This window comes from Sphingomonas sp., from assembly GCF_035490575.1.
Taxonomy (GTDB): domain Bacteria; phylum Pseudomonadota; class Alphaproteobacteria; order Sphingomonadales; family Sphingomonadaceae; genus Sphingomonas.
The window spans coordinates 1-19,134 of record NZ_DATJLI010000149.1 but is presented as its reverse complement, the minus strand read 5'-3'; the positions used below and the strand labels follow the sequence as shown (position 1 = coordinate 19,134).

13 protein-coding genes and 1 tRNA gene are annotated in these 19,134 nt (G+C 65.9%); 4 read left to right on the top strand and 10 right to left on the bottom strand.

From position 1 onward, the window contains the following. The 5 genes from VL973_RS11185 to VL973_RS11165 form a co-directional block, all read right to left on the bottom strand. A partial coding sequence (locus VL973_RS11185) for a 6-phosphogluconolactonase (RefSeq protein WP_325284099.1) occupies positions 1-552 on the bottom strand: 552 nt, incomplete at its 3' end. A gap of 87 nt (positions 553-639) precedes the next feature. Next, entirely contained in the window at positions 640-2,097 is a 1,458-nt protein-coding gene (gene zwf, locus VL973_RS11180; protein ID WP_325284098.1) for a glucose-6-phosphate dehydrogenase, read from the bottom strand. A gap of 77 nt (positions 2,098-2,174) precedes the next feature. Next, positions 2,175-3,653, bottom strand: coding sequence for an efflux transporter outer membrane subunit (locus VL973_RS11175; RefSeq protein WP_325284097.1), 1,479 nt, complete (start codon positions 3,651-3,653; stop codon positions 2,175-2,177). Continuing rightward, positions 3,650-6,841, bottom strand: coding sequence for an efflux RND transporter permease subunit (locus VL973_RS11170; RefSeq protein WP_325284096.1), 3,192 nt, complete (start codon positions 6,839-6,841; stop codon positions 3,650-3,652). Before VL973_RS11170 ends, VL973_RS11175 begins: the two co-directional genes overlap by 4 nt. Position 6,842: 1 nt before the next feature. After that, positions 6,843-8,018 carry an efflux RND transporter periplasmic adaptor subunit gene (locus VL973_RS11165; protein ID WP_325284095.1) on the bottom strand — a complete coding sequence of 392 codons (1,176 nt, stop codon included), beginning with the start codon at positions 8,016-8,018 and terminating at the stop codon, positions 6,843-6,845. Positions 8,019-8,360: 342 nt separating this feature from the next. Here VL973_RS11165 and VL973_RS11160 point away from each other — a divergent pair, with 342 nt between their 5' ends. Together VL973_RS11160 and VL973_RS11155 are read left to right on the top strand one after the other, a co-directional pair. Continuing rightward, a complete protein-coding gene (locus VL973_RS11160) occupies positions 8,361-9,179 on the top strand; it encodes a ferredoxin--NADP reductase (RefSeq protein ID WP_414712237.1) in 819 nt (272 codons plus the stop codon). A 116-nt stretch (positions 9,180-9,295) separates the two neighbouring features. After that, positions 9,296-9,370 (top strand) — tRNA-Asn (locus tag VL973_RS11155). A 74-nt stretch (positions 9,371-9,444) separates the two neighbouring features. Here VL973_RS11155 and VL973_RS11150 read toward each other — a convergent pair. Both VL973_RS11150 and moaA read right to left on the bottom strand, forming a co-directional pair. Then, positions 9,445-10,221, bottom strand: a complete 777-nt coding sequence (locus VL973_RS11150) for an NAD kinase (RefSeq protein WP_325284094.1) — start codon at positions 10,219-10,221, stop codon at positions 9,445-9,447. After that, complete coding sequence (gene moaA, locus VL973_RS11145; protein ID WP_325284093.1) at positions 10,218-11,216, bottom strand: GTP 3',8-cyclase MoaA; 999 nt, start codon at positions 11,214-11,216, stop codon at positions 10,218-10,220. Before moaA ends, VL973_RS11150 begins: the two co-directional genes overlap by 4 nt. Before the next feature lie 113 nt (positions 11,217-11,329). On the opposite strand from moaA, the gene VL973_RS11140 reads away from it, so the two are divergent. Further along, on the top strand, positions 11,330-13,261 hold the full coding sequence (locus VL973_RS11140) for an EAL domain-containing protein (protein WP_325284092.1): 1,932 nt from the start codon (positions 11,330-11,332) through the stop codon (positions 13,259-13,261). On the opposite strand, the gene chrA is transcribed toward VL973_RS11140, so the two are convergent. The 3 genes from chrA to VL973_RS11125 form a co-directional block, all read right to left on the bottom strand. After that, positions 13,236-14,414 carry a chromate efflux transporter gene (gene chrA / locus VL973_RS11135; protein ID WP_325284091.1) on the bottom strand — a complete coding sequence of 393 codons (1,179 nt, stop codon included), beginning with the start codon at positions 14,412-14,414 and terminating at the stop codon, positions 13,236-13,238. The genes VL973_RS11140 and chrA overlap by 26 nt on opposite strands. A 124-nt stretch (positions 14,415-14,538) precedes the next feature. Then, the gene (gene mfd / locus VL973_RS11130; protein WP_325284090.1) at positions 14,539-18,018 is read right to left on the bottom strand and encodes a transcription-repair coupling factor; all 3,480 of its coding nucleotides are present in this window, start codon (positions 18,016-18,018) and stop codon (positions 14,539-14,541) included. A gap of 7 nt (positions 18,019-18,025) precedes the next feature. After that, positions 18,026-18,292, bottom strand: a complete 267-nt coding sequence (locus VL973_RS11125; protein WP_325284089.1) for an FAD assembly factor SdhE — start codon at positions 18,290-18,292, stop codon at positions 18,026-18,028. 72 nt (positions 18,293-18,364) lie between these two features. On the opposite strand from VL973_RS11125, the gene VL973_RS11120 reads away from it, so the two are divergent. Next, positions 18,365-19,134 (top strand): ATP-dependent DNA helicase RecG (locus VL973_RS11120; RefSeq protein WP_475526677.1); only part of this gene is annotated, 770 nt, incomplete at its 3' end.

Genomic DNA, 19,134 nt, shown 5'->3' with positions numbered 1-19,134 from the left:
GATGGCGGCAGCCGACAGGGTGACGCGGGCGACCGGCGCTTCGGGGGGCAGCGGATCGGGCATGACGCCCAGCGCGCGGCGTTCCTTCGGACCGTTCAGCGCCTCATCGAAATCGGCGCCGGGGAAAATCGACGCGGTATGCCCGTCGCCACCCACGCCCAGCAGACACAGGTCGAGCGGCCAGTGCAGGTCCTGCAACCGTGCATCGGCGGCGCGGCCCGCCGCCTTGTAATCCTCCGCCTTGTCGCTGGTGATCGGGAACACGCGCGCGCCCTTTGGCACGAACAGCTTGCCCAGCGCCGTCACGTTCGACAGCGGATCGCCCATCGGCACCAGCCGGTCGTCGGTCGGCACGATGGTTACGCGCTTCCAGTCGAGCTTGGCGGCGGCGAGCTTTTCATAAGCGGGGAAGGGCGTTTTGCCCCCGGCCAGCGCGACGACGGCGCTGCCGCGCGCGTCGATCGCGCTTTCGATGACGAACTGCACGTCGCCGGCGACGGCTTCGGCCAGTTCGCCGGCGTCATCATAGTCCCACCATTCGATCTCGGTCATTTTTGCACTTTCGGTCATGTCATGGGGCAACCGGTTTTCCGACGCCCTTCGATCATCTGAACGGTGAAGCGCCCGAAGCGCTCCACTTTATTCGTTCCAGGTCACGCCATCGCGTTCGGTCAGCGCGATGCTGGAGGATGGTCCCCAGCTGCCCGACGGATAGGGCTTTGGCCGGGCGCTGCTCGCATCCCATCCGGCGCGGATGGCGTCGATCCACTGCCATTGCGCCTCAACCTCGTCACGGCGGACGAACAATGTCGGATCGCCCTCGATCAGGTCGAGCAGCAGCCGTTCATAGGCGATGCGCCGCCGCGTGCCCGCAAATTCGGTGTCGAGGCTCAGGTTCAGCGGCACTTCGCGCAGCCGCACCCCTTCCCGATCGAGACCGGGCCGCTTGGCCATCACCAGCAACCGGACATATTCCTCCGGCTGGAGGCGGATCGCGAGGATATTCGGGCGCAGCACGCCGCCACGTTCGGCAAAGATCGAATGCGGCACCGGCTTGAACTGGATGACAATTTCGCTGCGCCGCTCGGGCATCCGTTTGCCGGTGCGAAGGTAGAAGGGAACCCCCTGCCACCGCCAGTTGTCGACATGCGCCTTCAGCGCGACAAAGGTTTCGGTGTCCGAGTCCTTGCCCAGTTCCTCGTCATAGCCGCGCACGATCTCGCCCTTGACCGCACCCGCGCCATATTGGCCGGTGACGGTCATGTGAGGCACATCCTCTGCCGCGATCGGGCGCAGCGAGCGCAGGACCTTGACCTTTTCGTCGCGGATCGCCGTGCCATCGAAGCGCGCGGGCGGCTCCATCGCGATCAGCGCGAGCAGTTGCAGCATGTGGTTCTGCACCATGTCGCGCAGCGCGCCGACTTCGTCATAATAGCCCGCGCGACCCTCAAGACCCACAGTCTCCGAAATCGTGATCTGCACATGGTCGATGCCGCGCGCGTTCCAGATCGGCTCGAACATCGAATTGCCGAAACGCAGCGCCAGAATGTTCTGGACCGTTTCCTTACCCAGATAATGGTCGATGCGGAACGTGCGCTCCTCGGGGAAACCGGCGGCGACGATATCGTTGATCTCGCGGCTGGATTCGAGGTCCTTGCCCAGCGGCTTCTCCAACCCGATGCGGACATTCTCGCCCGCCAGTCCGGCGGATTGCAGCCCCTTGATCGTCGGCCCGAACAGCCAGGGCGCGGTCGACAGGAAGATTGCCAGCCCGCCGGATATATCGCCGATCTTGCGCGCCAGGTCGTCAAATCCCTCCAGCGTGGAGGCATCGAGCGGTTGATATTGCAGGCGCGCGATGAAGCTGTCGATCGCGTCCGCGTCCTTGCGGTCCTCGGCCAGATAGGTGTCCAGCGCGGTGCGGGTGAAAGCGCGAAACGCCTCGTCATCCTGTTCGGAGCGCGCCGTGCCGGTGATGGTCAGCCCTTCGGGCAGCAGGCCGTCAGCGTGCAGCCCGAAGAGAGACGGCAGCAGCATCCGCTGCGACAGGTCGCCGGTCGCGCCGAACAGCAACAGCTTGCCTACCGCATCGCGCATGTTCCGGCGTCTCCCTCTTGTCCTCGTGGTTCAGTCGGGAGGTAGCGGATGCGGCGCGGCACGCAAGCCGTGCATAGCTATTCTGTCGCGGCGACGGCCCCGGCAGGCGTGCGACGTGTGACTTCGGGGGCGTTCTCCCACCCGCCGCCCAGCGCCCGGAACAGGCTGACCTGCGCGTCGGCGAGCGCGGCGTCGGACTGCGCGCGGGCAGCGCGAGCGTCGGCACGCTGACGTTCCGATTCGATCAACTGGAGGAAACTTTCCGCCCCGTAATCGAACCGCAGCCGCGAAAGGCGCGCAGCCTCACCTGCCGAACGTTCGGCGCGTTGCAGCGCACGGTTGCGATCAAGCTCGCCGGCATAGCGCGCCAACGACTGCTCGACTTCACGCAGCGCGGTGAGCACCGTGCCGTCAAAGGCGGCCAGGCTACCCTCGACCGTTGCCTCTGCCTGACGCAGCCGTGACCGCGCCGCCGTCTGGTTGGGGAAGCTCCACGAAATGAGCGGCCCCAGCGAAAAGTTGAAGCTGTCATTATCGACCAGATTGTCGATCGTGGTCGAAGCAAGGCTGGCCGAACCCAACAGTGAGATCGACGGATAGAGCGCCGCGGTGGCGATCCCGACTCGCGCAGTGTCGGCGGCAAGCTCACGCTCAGCGGCGCGCACGTCGGGGCGACGCTGTAACAACGCGGTGCCGTCGCCGACCGGGATGATCTGCGTCACCTGTGGCGGTCGGGCGCAACTGGCGGCAACGGCGTCGGTTTCCGCCGGAGGACGCCCCGTGAGCGTCGCCAGCGCGTAGAGTGCGGCGCGCCGCTCCGCTTCAAGCCCCGGCACCTGCGCCTGGGTCTGCGCGAGTAGTGCATCGGCCTGTTCGACATCGCGGCGCTGGCCGCGCCCGGAATCGAACAGACGGCGAGTAAGCGCCAGCGTCTGTTCCTGCAACTTCACCGTTTCGCGTGCGACGGCGATCTGGCTGGCATTGCTGCACGCCAGAGCATAGGCGCGCGCCGTTTCCGCCGCCACCGATATGCGGGCGGCATCGACCTGTGCGGCAGCGGCATCGACATCGCCGCGTGCCGCTTCGATCGCGCGGCTGACGCCGCCGAACAGGTCGAGTTCGTAGCTGGCATCCAGCCCGGCGGTGAACAGATCGGTCTCGAACGACGGAATCTGCTGCGTGCCGCCGAACTGTGCGCCGAAGCTGTTCGAGCCGGTGCGCTGGCGCGTATATTGGCCCGCGACATTGGTTTCGGGCAACCGCCGGCCGCGCGCTTCGCTCAAAACCGCGCGGGCGCGTTGCAGATTGGCGGCGGACTGGCGGATGTCGGTGTTGTGCGCCAGTGCCTCCGTCACCAGACGGTCGACATTAGGGTCGTCATACAGACGCCACCATTTTTCGGGCAGCGCCTGGGCGTTGACCGCGGACAGCCGCGCACCCTCGACGAACGCGCCTTCCGCCGTCATGCCGCCTGGGGTGGCGGGCTTTTCATAGTCCGGGCCGACCGCGCAGGCGGTGAGCAACAGGCCCAGGGTCAGGCTGGCAATTTTCTTCATGCCGTGGCTCCCGGTTCGGCGGCGGCGGGCGGTTCGGCGCGTTTCCCACGGCGGGTCTTTGCCGACACCCAATCGCCGAACTTGCGGCTGATGACATAGAATGCCGGCGTAAAGATCAGGCCGAACACGGTAACGCCGATCATCCCGAAGAACACCGCGACACCCAGTGCGCGCCGCATTTCGGCACCCGGACCCGACCCGATCACAAGCGGCAGCACCCCCAGGATGAACGCGATCGAGGTCATCAGGATCGGGCGCAGACGCTGTGCGGCGGCGTGGCGCGCGGCCTCCAGCAATTCCTGTCCTTCTTCCTCATTCTGCTTGGCGAACTCCACGATCAGGATGGCGTTCTTGGCCGCCAGACCGATCAGCACGACCAGGCCGATCTGGGTCAGGATGTTGTTGTCCATTCCCATCAGATTGACGCCCAGCATCGCCGCCAGCAGACACATCGGCACGATCAGGATGACCGCGAACGGCAGCACGAGACTTTCGTAATTCGCCGCGAGCAGCAGGAACACGAACAGCACCGCCAGCGCGAAGGCGATCAGGCCGGTATTACCCGCCTGCTTCTGCTGGAACGCGATCTCGGTCCATTCGAAACCCATGCCATCCGGCAGCGTTTCGGCCGCGATCTTCTCCATCGCCGCCAGCGACTGACCGGTCGAGAAACCGGGCACGGTGTCGCCCTGAAGCTCGGCGGAGGGATACAGGTTGTAGCGGACCACACGGTATGGACCACTGTCGTCGCGCACCGTCATCACCGCATTCAGCGGCACCATCGCCCCGGAAGCCGAGCGAGTCCGCAACTGCCCGATATCCGACGTTTCGTCGCGATAGGGGGCATCGGCCTGTGCCGTCACGCGGAAGGTGCGGCCCAGCAGGTTGAAGTCGTTGATATAAGTCGAGCCGAGATAAGTGCCCATCGTCGCAAAGATGTTGCTGACGGGCACGCCCAGTTGTTCGGCACGCTCGCGATCAACATCGGCGAACAGGCGCGGGGTGCGGGTGTTGAACAAGGTGAAGGCACCCGCGATGCCCGGCGTCTGGTTGGCCTTCATCATCATGGCGAAGGTCGCGGCCTCCAGTGCCTTATAGCCGCGGTTTTCGCGGTCCTCGACCATCATCTTCCAACCGCCGCCAGTGCCGATACCCTGGACGGGGGGCGGCGGGATAACGAGGATCAACCCCTCGGTGAACTGCGCCAGCGCACCGCGAATCTGGTTGGCGATGGCATCGACCGGCCCGCGTTCGGCATGAGGTTTCATGGTGACGAACATCGCCGCGGTATTGGGCGCGGTGGTGAAGCTGGTGCCGTCCAGCCCGACGAACATGATCGTGTTCAGCGTGCCCGGCACCTGCCGCACCGCCTTTTCAGCACGCAGCATCATGTCGGTCGTGCGCTCGAGCGAGGCGCCCGGCGGCAATTGCGCCGCCGATATGACGTATCCCTGATCCTGCGACGGGATGAAGCCCGTGGGCGTGGCGTAGAAGCGCCAGCCGGCAAGGCCGATCAGCAGGATATAGGCAATGGCGATCACCCCCAGCATCCGCACCGCACGCGCGGTGAAGCGGCCATAACGTTCCGCCAGCCAGTCGAACCCGCGATTGAACCCGCGCGCGAACCGACCCGGCAACCCGCGCCAGCCGCGCTGCGGTTCGGCGTCGTGCTGCTTGGGCTTGAGGATCAGTGCCGACAGCGCCGGCGACAGCGTCAGCGACACCAGTGCCGAAATCGCGGTCGCCGATACGATCGTCAGTGCGAACTGCTGATAGAACTGACCGGAAATGCCAGGAATGAACATCGTCGGCACGAACACGCCGCACAGCACAAGCGCGATCGCGATCAGCGCGCCTGCCACTTCGTCCATGGTTTCATGCGCGGCCTGGAGGGGGGACATGCCCTTTTCCTCCATCAACCGCTCGACATTCTCGACCACGACGATGGCGTCATCAACGACGATGCCGATAGCCAGCACCATGCCGAACAGCGACAGGTTGTTGAGCGAATAGCCAAAGCCCGCCAGCACCGCCAGGCTGCCCAGCAGCGAAACAGGGATGGCGATGATCGGAATGATCGCCGCGCGCCAGCTTTGCAGGAAGATCAGCACGACCAGGCTGACCAGCACGATCGCTTCGATCAGCGTGTGGACGACCGCGTCGATCGAGGCGGAGATATATTCGGTCGGGTTGTATGGCACCGAATAAGTCATGCCCGGCGGGAATGACGCCTTCGCGCTGTCGAGTTCGGCGATCACCGCATCGGCGGCGGAAAGGGCGTTTGATCCCGGCAACTGGCTGATTGCCACCGCCGTCACCGGCACGCCGTTCATATAGGCGTTGATGGCATAGGTTTCGGCGCCCAGTTCCACCCGTGCAACGTCGCGAACCCGCGTCAATGCGCCGGTTTCATTGCGCTTGATGATGATTTCCCCGAACTGCTCAGGGGTCGTCAATCGGCCTTCGGTCTGGACGCCGAGCTGGAACGCGGACCCGCCGTCGCGCGTGAACGGCGGTTGCCCGACCGAACCGGCGGCGACCTGAACATTCTGGGCGCGGATGGCGTTCGCGATCTCGTCGACGGTCAGGTTGCGCGCGGCCGCGAGATCGGGGTCGATCCAGATCCGCATATTATAATCGCGCCCGCCAAAGCTCTGGGCGTTGCCCACGCCATCCACACGCGCCAGCCGGTCGATGACCTGCGTGCCGACATAATTGGAGACATATTCCTGGCTGAGCGAACCGTCGGGCGAATAGAACATCGCCACCATCAGGAAGTCGGGCGAGTTCTTGAGCGTGGTGACACCGATCTGGCGCGTCTGTTCGGGCAATCGCGGTTCGGCCGACGCCACACGATTCTGCACCAGCACCTGTGCCTGATCGGCATCGGTACCCTGGGCGAAGGTGATGGTGATCTGAAGCGCGCCGTCGCCGGTCGAGGACGAGGACATGTAGATCATGTTCTCGACACCGTTGATCGCCTCTTCAAGCGGAGCGGCAACGGTTTCGGCCAGCGTTTCGGCGCTGGCGCCGGGGAACTGCGCCGTTACGACGACCGTCGGTGGAGCGATTTCAGGATATTGCGTGATCGGCAGCGTCGGCAATGCGACCGCGCCGAACACAAGGATCAGGATTGACAGGACCGCCGCGAAAATCGGCCGGTCGATGAAGAAATGTGGAAAGCGCATGTCAGTTCGCCTGGCTGGCGTCGGCGGCGGGCGGCGCAGTGACCGGGCGCGAGGCGGGGGCGTTGCCCTCTGGCTTGGCTTCGATCCTGGTCAGCTTGGCCTGCACCGGCATACCGGGCTGGAGCGTGGTCAGGCCGCTGATGACAACCCGATCCTTCGGCGTCAGGCCGTCGCGGATAACGCGAAGGCCATCGGCGGGCGGCCCGGTGACGACCGGGCGGGGTGCAACCTTGCCGTCCTGCCCCACGACATAGACGATCTTGCGCGCCTGATCGGTGACGATCGCCGCATCGGGAACAAGCAGCGCACGATAGGTGCCCGAGCCGAGCAGGCGCGCTCGGCCGAACATGCCCGGCGTCAGGAAACCATCGGGGTTCTGGATGACGGCGTGCGCGCGGATGGTGCCCGAATTGGGGTCGATCGCATTGTCGACGAAATCCATGCGGCCGCGCCAGTTATAGCCGCTTTCGTCGGCCAGTTGGACCTCGACCGGGTTGCCGGTGTCGCGCGACGAGCCGCGCTCGCCGCTCTGGTCCTGCCGACGATATTTAAGGTAGAATGCCTCCGCACCATCAAAGGTGAACCAGATCGGGTTGTCTGATACCACGCGCGTCAGGATGGTCTGTCCATCCTGCACGAAATTGCCCTTGCTGATCCGGCGGTTCGACACGCGACCGGAAATGGGCGAGCGAACCGTCGTGAAGCCAAGGTTGAGTTCGGCCGTTTCGACCTGCGCGCGCGCGGCCTCCAGATCGGCGGCGGCGGTGCGGACATTGGCCTGGTTCTGCTCGAACTCTTCACGGCTTACCGCTTGCGCCTTCAACAGGCTTTCGGAGCGGTTGGCGACCGAGCGGGCATTGGCAAGCGTCGCCTGTGCGCGCTGAACCTGTGCCCGAGCATTGGCGAGCTGGGCACGATACGGCCGGGGATCGATGATGAACAGCGGCTGCCCCTGCGACACGCGCTGGCCGTCGGTGAACAGCACGCTCTGGATCGTGCCCGATGCGCGCGGACGGATCTCGGCATCCTGGATCGCTTCGAACCGACCGACATACTCGTCCCAATCCCTGATTTCGCGAACGACCGGGGTCGCGACCTGAACCTGGGTAGGCGGCGGCGCTTGTTGCGGTGCACCGCCGCCGCACGCCGACAGCGCGACAAGCGCGAGCGCCGGCACCAGAGTGCGGGGATGAAGTGACCGACCAGCAAGGGGGAGCGGCGTTCGCATACGTCTTGAATCCCTTTTTTCTCGTGGACGCTCTACCGGCGCCTTGATCGCGGATAAGTGCGAGCCGGTCGACGCCTTTGCAACCCTGCTTTCAAAATATTTTGAACGCACGCGTTCAAAAGGGTTGCGCTGCAACATTTTATACGGGAATTGCGAACCCTTCGCAACTGTGCCAAGGCACGGCCCGCCAATGTAAAGACAAACTGTCTTGCGCCGGCTGGACGTGGACGCCATGTCGCCGCCTTCGAAACATATCGCGCCCTGTCGGGGCGCTTCGCCGAAACGGAGCCAATGTTGAACGCGCCCGCCCGCCTGTCGATCGTCCAGCCTCCCCATGCCGCGTTCGACGTGGTGAAGGTCCTGTGGGTCCGCCACTGGAATGAGCATTTGTTCAGCCTGGCGGTCGAGCGCCCGCAAAGCTTCCGCTTCCGCTCGGGCGAGTTCGTCATGCTGGGCATGGAGGTTGAAGGCAAGCCGCTGATGCGCGCTTATTCGATCGCCAGCGCCGCATGGGCCGAGGAAGTCGAGTTCCTGTCGATCAAGGTCGAGGACGGCCCGCTGACCTCGCGCCTGCAACTGGTGGGCGAGGGGGACGAGCTGTATCTGGGCCGCAAGCCGACCGGGACGCTGGTGACCGATGCGCTGCGTCCCGGCAAGCGGCTGTTTCTGCTGTCGACCGGCACGGGCCTTGCCCCGTTCCTCAGCCTGATCCGCGACCCCGACACCTATGAGCGGTTCGAGCAGGTCGTCGTCGTCCATTCGGTGCGTCGCGTCAGCGACCTGGCGTTCCGGGACGAATTGAGCGCCCGGCTGGCCGACGATCCGCTGGTGGGCGAACAGGCGGCGGCACAGCTTCATTATGTGCCGACCTGCACGCGCGAACCGTTCGAAAACCAGGGGCGCATCCAGAATCTGATCGAGGACGGCAAGCTGTTCGGCGATCCGATTACCGGCCCGAACGCCTTTGATCCGGCGGAGGACCGCATCATGCTGTGCGGATCGACCGCGATGATTAACGAGTTCGCCAAGCGGTTCGAGGAAACGGGTTTCGAGGAAGGCTCGAACGCGCGTCCCGCTGATTTCGTCATCGAACGCGCATTCGTCGGCTGACCCGGTCGGGTAAGCGGGTGGGGGAAAAAAAGTTGCCCAACCCGCTTGCAACACCCGAAAAGGCGTTGCTATAGGCGCGCCTCCGACAAGCCGGATGGCTGTCGGCAAGCAGGTGTTCCCTGATAGCTCAGCGGTAGAGCTCTCGACTGTTAATCGAGCGGCCGTAGGTTCGAATCCTACTCAGGGAGCCAGCTTCTCTTACCCGCAGGACTTCGTGCGGCCGGTGATGATTGTCACCGGCTTTTTCGTGTCCGCGCGCGGCGGGTCAGGCGATGAACTGTTCCATCGTGATGCGATCGTCCAGCGCATGTTCGGGATCGAACATGATCGTCAGGTCGCGGATATGGTCGATGGCGATTTCGACGCGGGCGACGTCGCGCACTTCGCGCTGGTCGGCTACGGCGCTGACGGGGCGTTTGTCCGCTTCGAGCACGGTCAGGGAGATGCGCGCCTTTTCGGGCAGAATCGCGCCGCGCCAGCGCCGTGGGCGAAACGGGCTGATGGGGGTCAGCGCGATCAGTTTCGATCCCAGCGGCAGGATCGGCCCATTGGCCGACAGGTTGTAGGCCGTCGACCCGGCGGGCGTTGCGACCAGAATGCCGTCGCACACCAGTTCGGGCATGACCGCGCGGTCGTTCACCTCGACCCGCAACTTGGCGGTCTGGCGCGTCTCACGCAGCAGCGAGACTTCGTTGATCGCGGGCAGGACATGACGCTCCCCCTCGATGGTGGTCGCGGTCATAATCAGCGGCGATACGCGAAAGGGGCGGGCACGCTCGATCCGCTCGTCCAGCCCCGGCAGCCGCCATTCGTTCATCAGGAACCCGACCGTGCCCAGGTTCATGCCGAACGCGGGCAGGATGCGGCGACGCTCCAGCATCGCGTGCAGCGTCTGGAGCATGAAGCCATCGCCGCCCAGCACGACAAGGCTGTCGGCATCGGCCAGATCCGCCCAGTCATAGCGCGAGCGCAAGTCCGCCACGGCCGCCTGGGCCGGGCTGGTCGGCGACGCGATCAGGGCCGTCCGGTGGAAACGGCTCATCCGCCAGTGACACTCATGTGGCGGGCATGGGCGGGCGCCGATCCGGGCGCGATGGCGAAGTCGTGCGAGAGCGGCTTTGACGCCATGGCGGCGTCGATCGCCGCGTCGACGGCATTCAGGCCGCCGGAGCGGATCGCAGCCTTGAGATCGACCGAATCGTCATGGCCGAGACAGGTATAGAGCATCCCCTCGGTCGTCAGCCGCACGCGGTTGCAGCCCGCACAGAAATTGCCCGTCAGCGGAGAGATCAGGCCAAGTCGCGTCGTGCTGTCGCCGACACGCCAATATCGCGCCGGTCCCCCGGTCGAGCGATCGTCGCGGCGCAGATCGAATTGTTTGCCCAGATCCGCCAGCACCTGCGTCAACGGCAGGAAGCGGTCGGCGCGATCCTCGTCAATCGCGCCGACGGGCATGGTTTCGATCAGCGTCAGGTCATGTTCCTGGACCACGCACCAGCGCAGCATGTCGCCCAGATCATGATCGTTCAGTCCCTTGAGGGCGACGGCATTGATCTTGATGGCAAGACCCGCCGCGCGTCCGGCGGCGATGCCGGCCAGCACCTGTTCCAGATCGCCATGCCGGGTGATGTGGCGAAAGGTGCCGGGATCGAGGCTGTCGAGGCTGACGTTGATCCGCCGCACGCCGGCCGCGAACAGCGATCCCGCGTGATCGGCGAGGCGCGTGGCGTTGGTGGTCATGGTCAGCTCGTCCAACCCGTGCCCGACCGAGCGGCCAAGCCGGCGCACCAGATCCATCGCATCGCGCCGCACCAGCGGCTCGCCCCCGGTCAGCCGCACCTTGGTCACGCCGCGTGCGATGAAGCGTTCGGTTATCAGCGCCAGTTCCTCAAGACTGAGCAGAGCCGATCGTGGCAGGAACGTCATCTTTTCCGCCATGCAATAGCGGCAGCGAAGGTCGCAGCGGTCCGTCACCGACACGCGAAGATAGCGGATGGCGCGGCCATGACGGTCGATAAGGGGGGCGTTCATCGTCATGGAACGCGCAACCTAGGTGTCCGGTGCCATGTCGACAAGACCGGATCCTCGCTGCCCGGATTGGCGCGGGCGTCGCGGCGCGCTACACGATAGCCTCCACCGGGAGGGCAGGGTTGACGAGCGACGCCGAGACGACACTGCGAAGCCAGACGCCGTTGTTCGTCCTATCCTTTCGCCAGCGCGATGAAATGGCCGCGCTCGTCGCGCGCGGCGGCTGGCAGGCGGTGGCCGCGCGGCGCGGCGAAGCGGTCGAGCGGCGTTTTCGCGCATCGGGCGCTGCCGTTGCGCTGGTGGACGCCCGCGGCGCCTTTGACGACGGCCTGACCGCGACGCGGGCGTTGGGCAGCGCGGCCGAGCCGCCGGGTGCGCTGCTGGTCTGCGTATCGCGCGCCGATGTCGAGCGGCTGAGCGCGCTGTATGACGCCGGAGCCACGCATTTCCTGTCCAGCCCCTTTGGCGAGGCGGAGTTGCTTCAGGCGCTGCGCTTTGCGTCGCGCGGGACCGAGCCGCGCGGCGGTGGAGAGGCGGGGCGGGGACTGCTGGGCTGGCGCTGGGACCCGGAGCGTGCACGTGTCCAGCTCTCGCCGCTGCTTGCGCGGTTGATGAAATTGCCCGCGTCGCTCGACCGGAAATCGGCGCTGCGCGCGCTGCCCGCCGATGAGCGACCCGCGCTGATCGAGCAACTGCGATCGCTCAAGGGGGCGAGCGCGCTGGTCCAGACGCTGCCGTCGCTTGGCCGCGCGGTGCAGCATCTGCAACGCGATAGCCGCACCGCGCGCGTGCTGGCGCTGATCGAACCGCTGGGCACGCCGCCGGATGTCGCCGTGATGCTTCAGGAAGCGATGCCGCGTGTCCACGACCTGGCCGGCGCGCGGCGCTGGATCGACCATGCGCTGGCCGAAGACGCGACGGTCGAGATCATCGGCATCACGCTTGAGCGGCTGGAAGTCGTGAACCTGAACCACGGGCGGGCGGTCGGGGACCGGTTGATCCAGTCGGTCGCGCGGCGGATTGGCGAGGTGCTGGCGGGTGCGGGCGGATCGCGGTCCGTGCTGGCGCGGCTGGAGGGCGCGGGCTTCGCGGTCATCGCCCGCCACCCGCTCGACGCGTCGATGCCGCTGATCGAGGCTGCGCTGGCGCGCCCCTTCGTGGTCGAGCATGAACTGATGCAGCTTGGCGGCCGGTTGCGCCACATTGTCGCACATCGCGGTGACGACGCTACCGCGCTGTTGCGCGCGCTCGGCGATACGACCCCCGTGCACGAACGATCCGGCGATGCCCTGGCGATCGAGGTTCGCGAGGCGATCGATGCCGGGCATATCGACATCCTCTGGCAACCCCAGGTCGCCATCGCCAGCGGTGCGATCACCGGGGTCGAGGCGCTGGCGCGGTGGCGCCATCCGGTGCTGGGCGAATTGGGGGCCGAGGCGCTGTTTGCCGCTGCCGACCGGGCGGGCCTGGCGCTTGCCCTGTCCGAACATGTGCAGGCGCTGGCGCTGAACCGGGCAGCCGCGTGGCCATCTGCGCTTGGCGGGCTCCGCCTGTCGATCAACGTGACGGCGGGCGATGTCGCCAATGCGGGGTTTGCCGAGCTGCTGCTTGAACGGATCGACGCCAGCGGCTTCCCGCGCGCGCGGCTGACCATCGAGATCACTGAAAGCGGATTGATGGCCGAACTGGGCGAAGCGGCGCGGTTGCTGGCGCAGCTTCGACGGGGGGGATGCCGCGTCGCGATCGACGATTTCGGTACGGGCTATTCCAGCCTTGCCTATCTCAAGGCGCTGCCGCTCGACTATCTCAAGATCGACAAGGCGCTGAGTCAGGATATCGCGGGCAGCCCGCGTGACCGCATCGTCGTGCGGGGCGTGATCGACATGGCCCGGTCGCTGGGCCTGGCCGTCGTCGCCGAAGGGGTCGAAACCGAACAGCAGCTCGAATTGCTGGCCAAGGAGGGCTGCCAGTATTTCCAGGGATTCCTGTTCGCGCCGCCGATCGCCAGCGACGCGTTGCAGGCGATGCTCACGACAGCAGCAGCCAGCCGCTGAGCGCACCCAGCGCGATGATTGCCGGCGTGACCCATCCACCTTTCAGCCGCCATGCCAGAACGAGCGCGATGGCGAGGATCGCACCGCCTGCGACCAGGTCGGGGACCCGCGGCGCGGCCGCTTGTGCAAGCTGTGCGGCCGTCGCGGCGATGATGCCGACGACCGCCGCGGCCACCCCGGTCAGCAGGCGATTGAGCGCAGGCGCCTTGACCACTGCCTCCAGCCGCTCGAAGAAGATGAGCGAAAAGGCGAAGGCCGGCAGGAACATGCCGGCCGTGATCGCCAGCGCGCCGCCAGGCCCGCCCGCGACATAGCCGACAAAGGTCGCGAAGATCACGAGCGGGGCGGGCAGCACGCCGGCGATCGCGACGCCATCGAGAAAGCTGGCGTCGCTGACCCATCCCCGCCCGACCGTATCGGCGCGAACATAGGGGATGGCGGTATAAGCGCCGCCGAACGTAAGAAGGCCGCCTTTCAATCCCGCGACGAACAGCGCGCCGATCGTCGGCGCGGCGTTCGCGGTCATAGCGGCAATCGGTGCCGAACCCCGGCTGACGACCGCCAGGGCCGCCGCGCCGGCGAGGATCGCGACTGCGATCAGCCGCCGCCGCGCGAGCGCATAGGCAAGGCCGCCCGCCGCCAGCGGCAGCCAGAAGGGGACACCAATCAGCGTCGCGACGAAACTCGCCAGCGCGATCGCGCCCAGCGTGCGATCGTCGATGACATGGATACCGATACGCCAGACGGCCCGCGCGACGATGCCGATCACGGCGATCTGCACCCCGATCAACGCGCCGGCGACCGGCGACGCGCCCGCGACAAAGCGGACATAGAGCCACCCGGCAATCAGCATCAGGATGAAGCCCGGCAACATGAAGCCAAGGCCGGCGAGCAGCCCGCCGATGCGCCCGCGCGCGACCATGCCGAGATGGACGCAAAGCTCGTGTGCCTCCGGTCCCGGCAGAACCTGCATCACCGCCAGCAGGCGGTTGAAGCGTGCCCGGTCGATCCAGCCTTCGCGCTCGACCAACGCATCGCGCACCATCGCGATCTGCGCGACAGGTCCGCCAAAGGCGAGACAGCCGAAGCGCAGGAACCGGAGGAACAGGGCGAGTAGGCCGATCTGCGGCGGGCGATAAATGGCGGCTTCCATATCTGACGCTCCCTTGGCCGTGAATACGGCCGGTGGAGCGGACTTGGACGGCCACACCGTCTGAACGGGCGTCCGCGATCGGCCCGCTACGGTGGGCTATCGCGGGGATGGGCGGGCTGTCAATTCACCCCGCCGCCTTTGCCAGCCCCCGGCTGATCTGCAACGCCGCGTTCAGCCGCGCCTTGGGCGTGGCGAATGCGCGGCTGACCGCCAGCTTCATGTCGGGCCGCAGCTTGGCCGTGCCTTCCAGCCGGGTGACATAGGCCATCAGCCCGTCGACATTGGGGAAATGATCGTTCGCGAACGACACCACCGCACCCTTTGGCCCGACATCCAGCTTGGCGATGCAGGCGGTCTTGGCGTTCAGCTTGGCTTCCATCAGCACCAGCAGATTTTCGGTTGCCTCAGGCAACTTGCCGAAGCGATCGATCAGTTCGGCGGCAAAGGATTCGATGCCGGCCCGGTCCTCGACATCATTGAGCCGGCGATACAGGCCCATGCGAAGGTCTAGGTCGGGGATGAAATCCTCCGGCAGCATGATCGGCGCATCGACGGTGATCTGTGGCGAGAAATCGGTCGGCTTCAGTTCGCCGTCATCCTTTGACCGGCCCGATTTGGCATCGAGGATCGCTTCCTCCAGCATCGACTGGTAAAGCTCGTAGCCGACTTCCTTGATGTGCCCCGACTGTTCGTCGCCCAGCAGATTGCCCGCGCCGCGTATGTCGAGGTCATGGCTGGCAAGCTGGAATCCGGCGCCCAGCGAATCGAGGTCGGACAGCACTTTCAACCGCTTGTCCGCCGCTTCGGTCATCTGCCGTTCGGGCGGGGTGGTGAGATAGGCATAGGCGCGCGTCTTGGCCCGCCCGACGCGTCCGCGAAGCTGGTAGAGTTGCGCCAGGCCGAACTTGTCTGCGCGGTTGACGATCATCGTGTTGGCCGATGGGATGTCCAGCCCGCTTTCGACGATGGTGGTCGATACCAGCACCTCGAACTTGCGGTCGTAAAAGGCCGACATGCGTTCCTCGACCTCGCTCGGCGCCATCTGGCCGTGCGCGACGACATACCGGACCTCGGGCACTTCGGTGCGGAGAAACGTCTCGATCTCGGGCAGGTCGGCGATGCGCGGAGTGACGAAATAGCTCTGGCCGCCGCGATAATGTTCCCGCAGCAACGCCTCGCGCAGCACGACCGGGTCCCACGGCATGACATAGGTGCGAACCGCCAGCCGGTCGACGGGCGGTGTCTGGATGACCGACAATTCGCGCAGGCCCGACATCGCCATCTGCAGCGTGCGGGGAATCGGCGTCGCGGTCAGCGTCAGGACATGGACATTGGCCTTCATCGCTTTCAGCCGTTCCTTGTGCGCGACGCCGAAACGCTGTTCCTCGTCGACGACAATCAGCCCCAGCCGCTTGAAGTCCAGCCCCTTGGTCAGCAGCGCATGGGTGCCGATCACTACGTCGATGGTGCCGTCGGCCAGCCCTTCCTTGACCTTCTTCTGCTCGGCTGCGGTGACCAGGCGGGAAATGCGCCCGACATTGATCGGAAAGCCTTCGAACCGGGCCGAGAAGTTCATGTGATGCTGTCGCGCCAGCAATGTGGTGGGACAGATGACCGCCACCTGCATCCCCGCCATTGCCGCCACAAATGCGGCGCGCAGCGCCACTTCGGTCTTGCCGAAACCGACATCGCCGACGACCAGCCGGTCCATCGGGCGGCCGGAGCCAAGGTCGCTCAGCACATCGTCGATCGCGCGGTCCTGATCCTCGGTTTCCTCATAGGGAAAGCGGTCGAGAAAAGCGGGGTAGCCGCCGGTATCGGGTTCCGCGACCTGTCCGGGGCGCAGCGCGCGCTTGGCGGCGGTGGCGATCAGCTCGCCCGCAATCTCGCGGATGCGCTCCTTCATCGCGGCCTTGCGCCGCTGCCACCCTTCGCCGCCCAGCCTGTCGAGGGAGGCGCCCTCTTCGCCGGAGCCGTAACGGCTCAGAACCTCGAGATTCTCGACCGGCACATATAATTTGTCGCCGCCGGCATAGGACAGCGCCACGCAGTCATGCGGCGCCTTTTGCACCGGCACCTGCATCAACCCTTCATAGCGGCCGATGCCATGATCGACATGGACGACCAGATCGCCGGGCGAGAGCGTGGCCAGTTCGGCCAGAAACGCATCGGTCGATTTCTTGCGCTTCTTGCGCCGCACCAGCCGGTCGCCCAGCATATCCTGTTCGGTCAGCACCGCGATGCCGGGCGCGGTAAAGCCATGGTCGAGCGGCAGCACGATCAGCGCGACGCCGAAGCTCTTGCCCGTATCGGCAGTCGCCTGCGCCGCCTGCCAATCGTCGGCGACCATGGCGCCCTTCAGGCCGTGGTCGGTCAGCAGACCCATCAGCCGTTCGCGAGCACCACTCGAATAGCTGGCGAGGATCGGGCGCTTGCCATCCTTTCGCAGCTTTTCGATATGCGCCACGACGGCTTCATAGACGTTGGACTGCGCCGCGCGTTCGGGCGCGAAGTCGCGCGGGCCATCGACGCCGAAATCCAGCACGCTGTCGGATTCGGGTTCGTGAAACGCGGTGACGAGATGCGCTGGCGCTTCCGCCACGCGCCTGGCCCATTCGTCCGCCAGCATGTAGAGCTGGTCCTGTCCCAGCGGGCGATAGCTGCCAGGATCGCTGGACTGGGCGCGGACGCGGTTCGCCTGATAATCGGCCACGCCCTCGAACCGCACGTCGGCGGCGGCCGGTGCATTTGAATCGCGCACCATCACCATGTCGTCGGGCAGATGGTCGAACAGTGTCTCAAGCCGCTCCTCGAACAGGGGCAGCCAGTGTTCCATGCCCGCCAGCCGCCGCCCGTCGCTGATCGCCTGATATAGCGGGTCGCCCGTCGCGGTCGCGCCGAAGCGTTCGCGGTATCGGGCGCGAAACCGCTTGATCGAATCTTCGTCCAGCAGCGATTCGGATGCGGGGAGCAGGGTGAAACCGTCGATCCGCCCCGTGGTGCGCTGGTCCGTGGGATCGAAGGTGCGGACGCTTTCGATTTCGTCGCCGAAGAAATCCATTCGCAGCGCCTGTTCGGCGCCCGACGGGAACAGGTCGACCAGCCCGCCACGGATCGCGAATTCGCCGGCGTCATGCACGGTATCGGTGCGAACATAGCCATTGGCCGCGAGCATGGCCGCCAGCTTGTCGAGCGAGATGCGCTCCCCCGGTGCCAGCCGTGCGACCAGTTGCCGGACGCGGAACCGGGTCAGCACCCGCTGCGTCGCGGCGTTGACGGTGGTCAGGAACAGGCGCGGGCGCGCGGGCTTTTGCTGAAGCGCGTGCAGCGTCGCCAGCCGTTCGGACATGACGCGCAGCGAAGGGCTGGCCCGGTCATAGGGCAGGCAGTCCCATGCGGGAAACTGCAACACCTCGATCTCCGGCGCGAAATAGGGGGCGGTGCCCGCAATCGCGCGCATCTCGCCGTCGTCCGACGCGATGAACGCCGCGCCGCCCGACGCCGCGCGCGTCAGGTCGGCCAGCAGCGACGGCAGAAATCCGGCAGGCACGCCCGACAGGGTGAGCGGCGCCTGGGCGGCAAGGATCTTCGACAGTTCGGGCATCGGCGCCTTATTCCGCGATCGGCACGTAGTTCAGCGCCTCAAGCGCCTTCATCATCGTGCCCTGATATTCGGGGGGCACCGGCTGGCTGCCCGTGGCCCAGCCCATGATGTCGACATCCTGTTCCTCAAGCAGCCGTTCGAACAGTGTAATATCGTCGTCCCCCCATTCGGCGTGGTGCCGGTCGAAAAAGCCGCCGATCAGCAGATCGGCTTCCTTGGTGCCGCGATGCCAGGCGCGAAAGCGCAGACGCTTCAACCGATGTTCGCGATCCAACCCAATTCTCCAATGCCGATCGGCCGGCGACGCTGGCGGCGGCCGTCGGCTGGTGTATGGGTTGAGATAGGCATGAGACCCGAACTGCTCAATCCGTTGTTTGCAGAGATTACCGCGCTGAAGGGCGTGGGGCCTGCCCTTGCCCGCCCGCTGGAGCGGCTGAAAATCGCGCGCGTCGTCGACATGCTGTTCCATCTGCCGACCGGCTGGATCGACCGGGTGGCGCGCGACGAGCTGGACGCCGCCGATGCGGGCAGCGTGATTGCGATTCAACTGACCGCCATCGAATATCGAACCTCGTCGGGGCGCGGCCCCACTCGCGCGCTGGCGGCGGACCGGGCGGGCAATGTCGTGGCGCTCACTTATTTCGGCGGCGGTTCGGGCTGGGTGCGAAAGCTGTTGCCGGTGGGCGAGCCGCGGTTCGTGTCGGGCAAGCTCGAAACCTATGGCGAGGCGTTGCAGATCGTCCATCCCGACATCGTCGTGCCGCCGGAACAGGCGGAAACGGTGGGCGGGCGTGAAGCGATCTATCCCCAGTCGGAGGGTATCAATTCGCGGCGGCTGTCGGGGTTCGGGGCACAGGCGATCGAACGCGCGCCCGATCTGGCCGAATGGATCGAGCCGAGCGTGCTTGACCGACACCAATGGCCCGGTTGGCGCGAAGCGTTGCGGCGCATCCATGCCGACCCGTCCGACGCAAAGGCGCGGACACGGCTTGCCTATGATGAAGTATTCGCCAACCAACTGGCGCTGTTGCTGGTGCGTGGCGAGGCGCGTTCGAAGCGGGGGCGGGCGCTGGCGGGCGACGGGGCGCTGCGTGGGCGGTTGAACCTGCCTTATTC

Excerpts from the sequence above, each read along its gene's own strand:
- VL973_RS11175 (WP_325284097.1), bottom strand. The coding sequence starts at position 3,653 with ATGAAGAAAATTGCCAGCCTGACCCTGGGCCTGTTGCTCACCGCCTGC.
- VL973_RS11170 (WP_325284096.1), bottom strand. The coding sequence starts at position 6,841 with ATGCGCTTTCCACATTTCTTCATCGACCGGCCGATTTTCGCGGCGGTC.
- chrA (WP_325284091.1), bottom strand. The coding sequence starts at position 14,414 with ATGGAAGCCGCCATTTATCGCCCGCCGCAGATCGGCCTACTCGCCCTG.
- moaA (WP_325284093.1), bottom strand. The coding sequence starts at position 11,216 with ATGACGATGAACGCCCCCCTTATCGACCGTCATGGCCGCGCCATCCGC.
- VL973_RS11150 (WP_325284094.1), bottom strand. The coding sequence starts at position 10,221 with ATGAGCCGTTTCCACCGGACGGCCCTGATCGCGTCGCCGACCAGCCCG.
- mfd (WP_325284090.1), bottom strand. The coding sequence starts at position 18,018 with ATGCCCGAACTGTCGAAGATCCTTGCCGCCCAGGCGCCGCTCACCCTG.
- VL973_RS11160 (WP_414712237.1), top strand. The coding sequence starts at position 8,361 with ATGTTGAACGCGCCCGCCCGCCTGTCGATCGTCCAGCCTCCCCATGCC.
- zwf (WP_325284098.1), bottom strand. The coding sequence starts at position 2,097 with ATGCGCGATGCGGTAGGCAAGCTGTTGCTGTTCGGCGCGACCGGCGAC.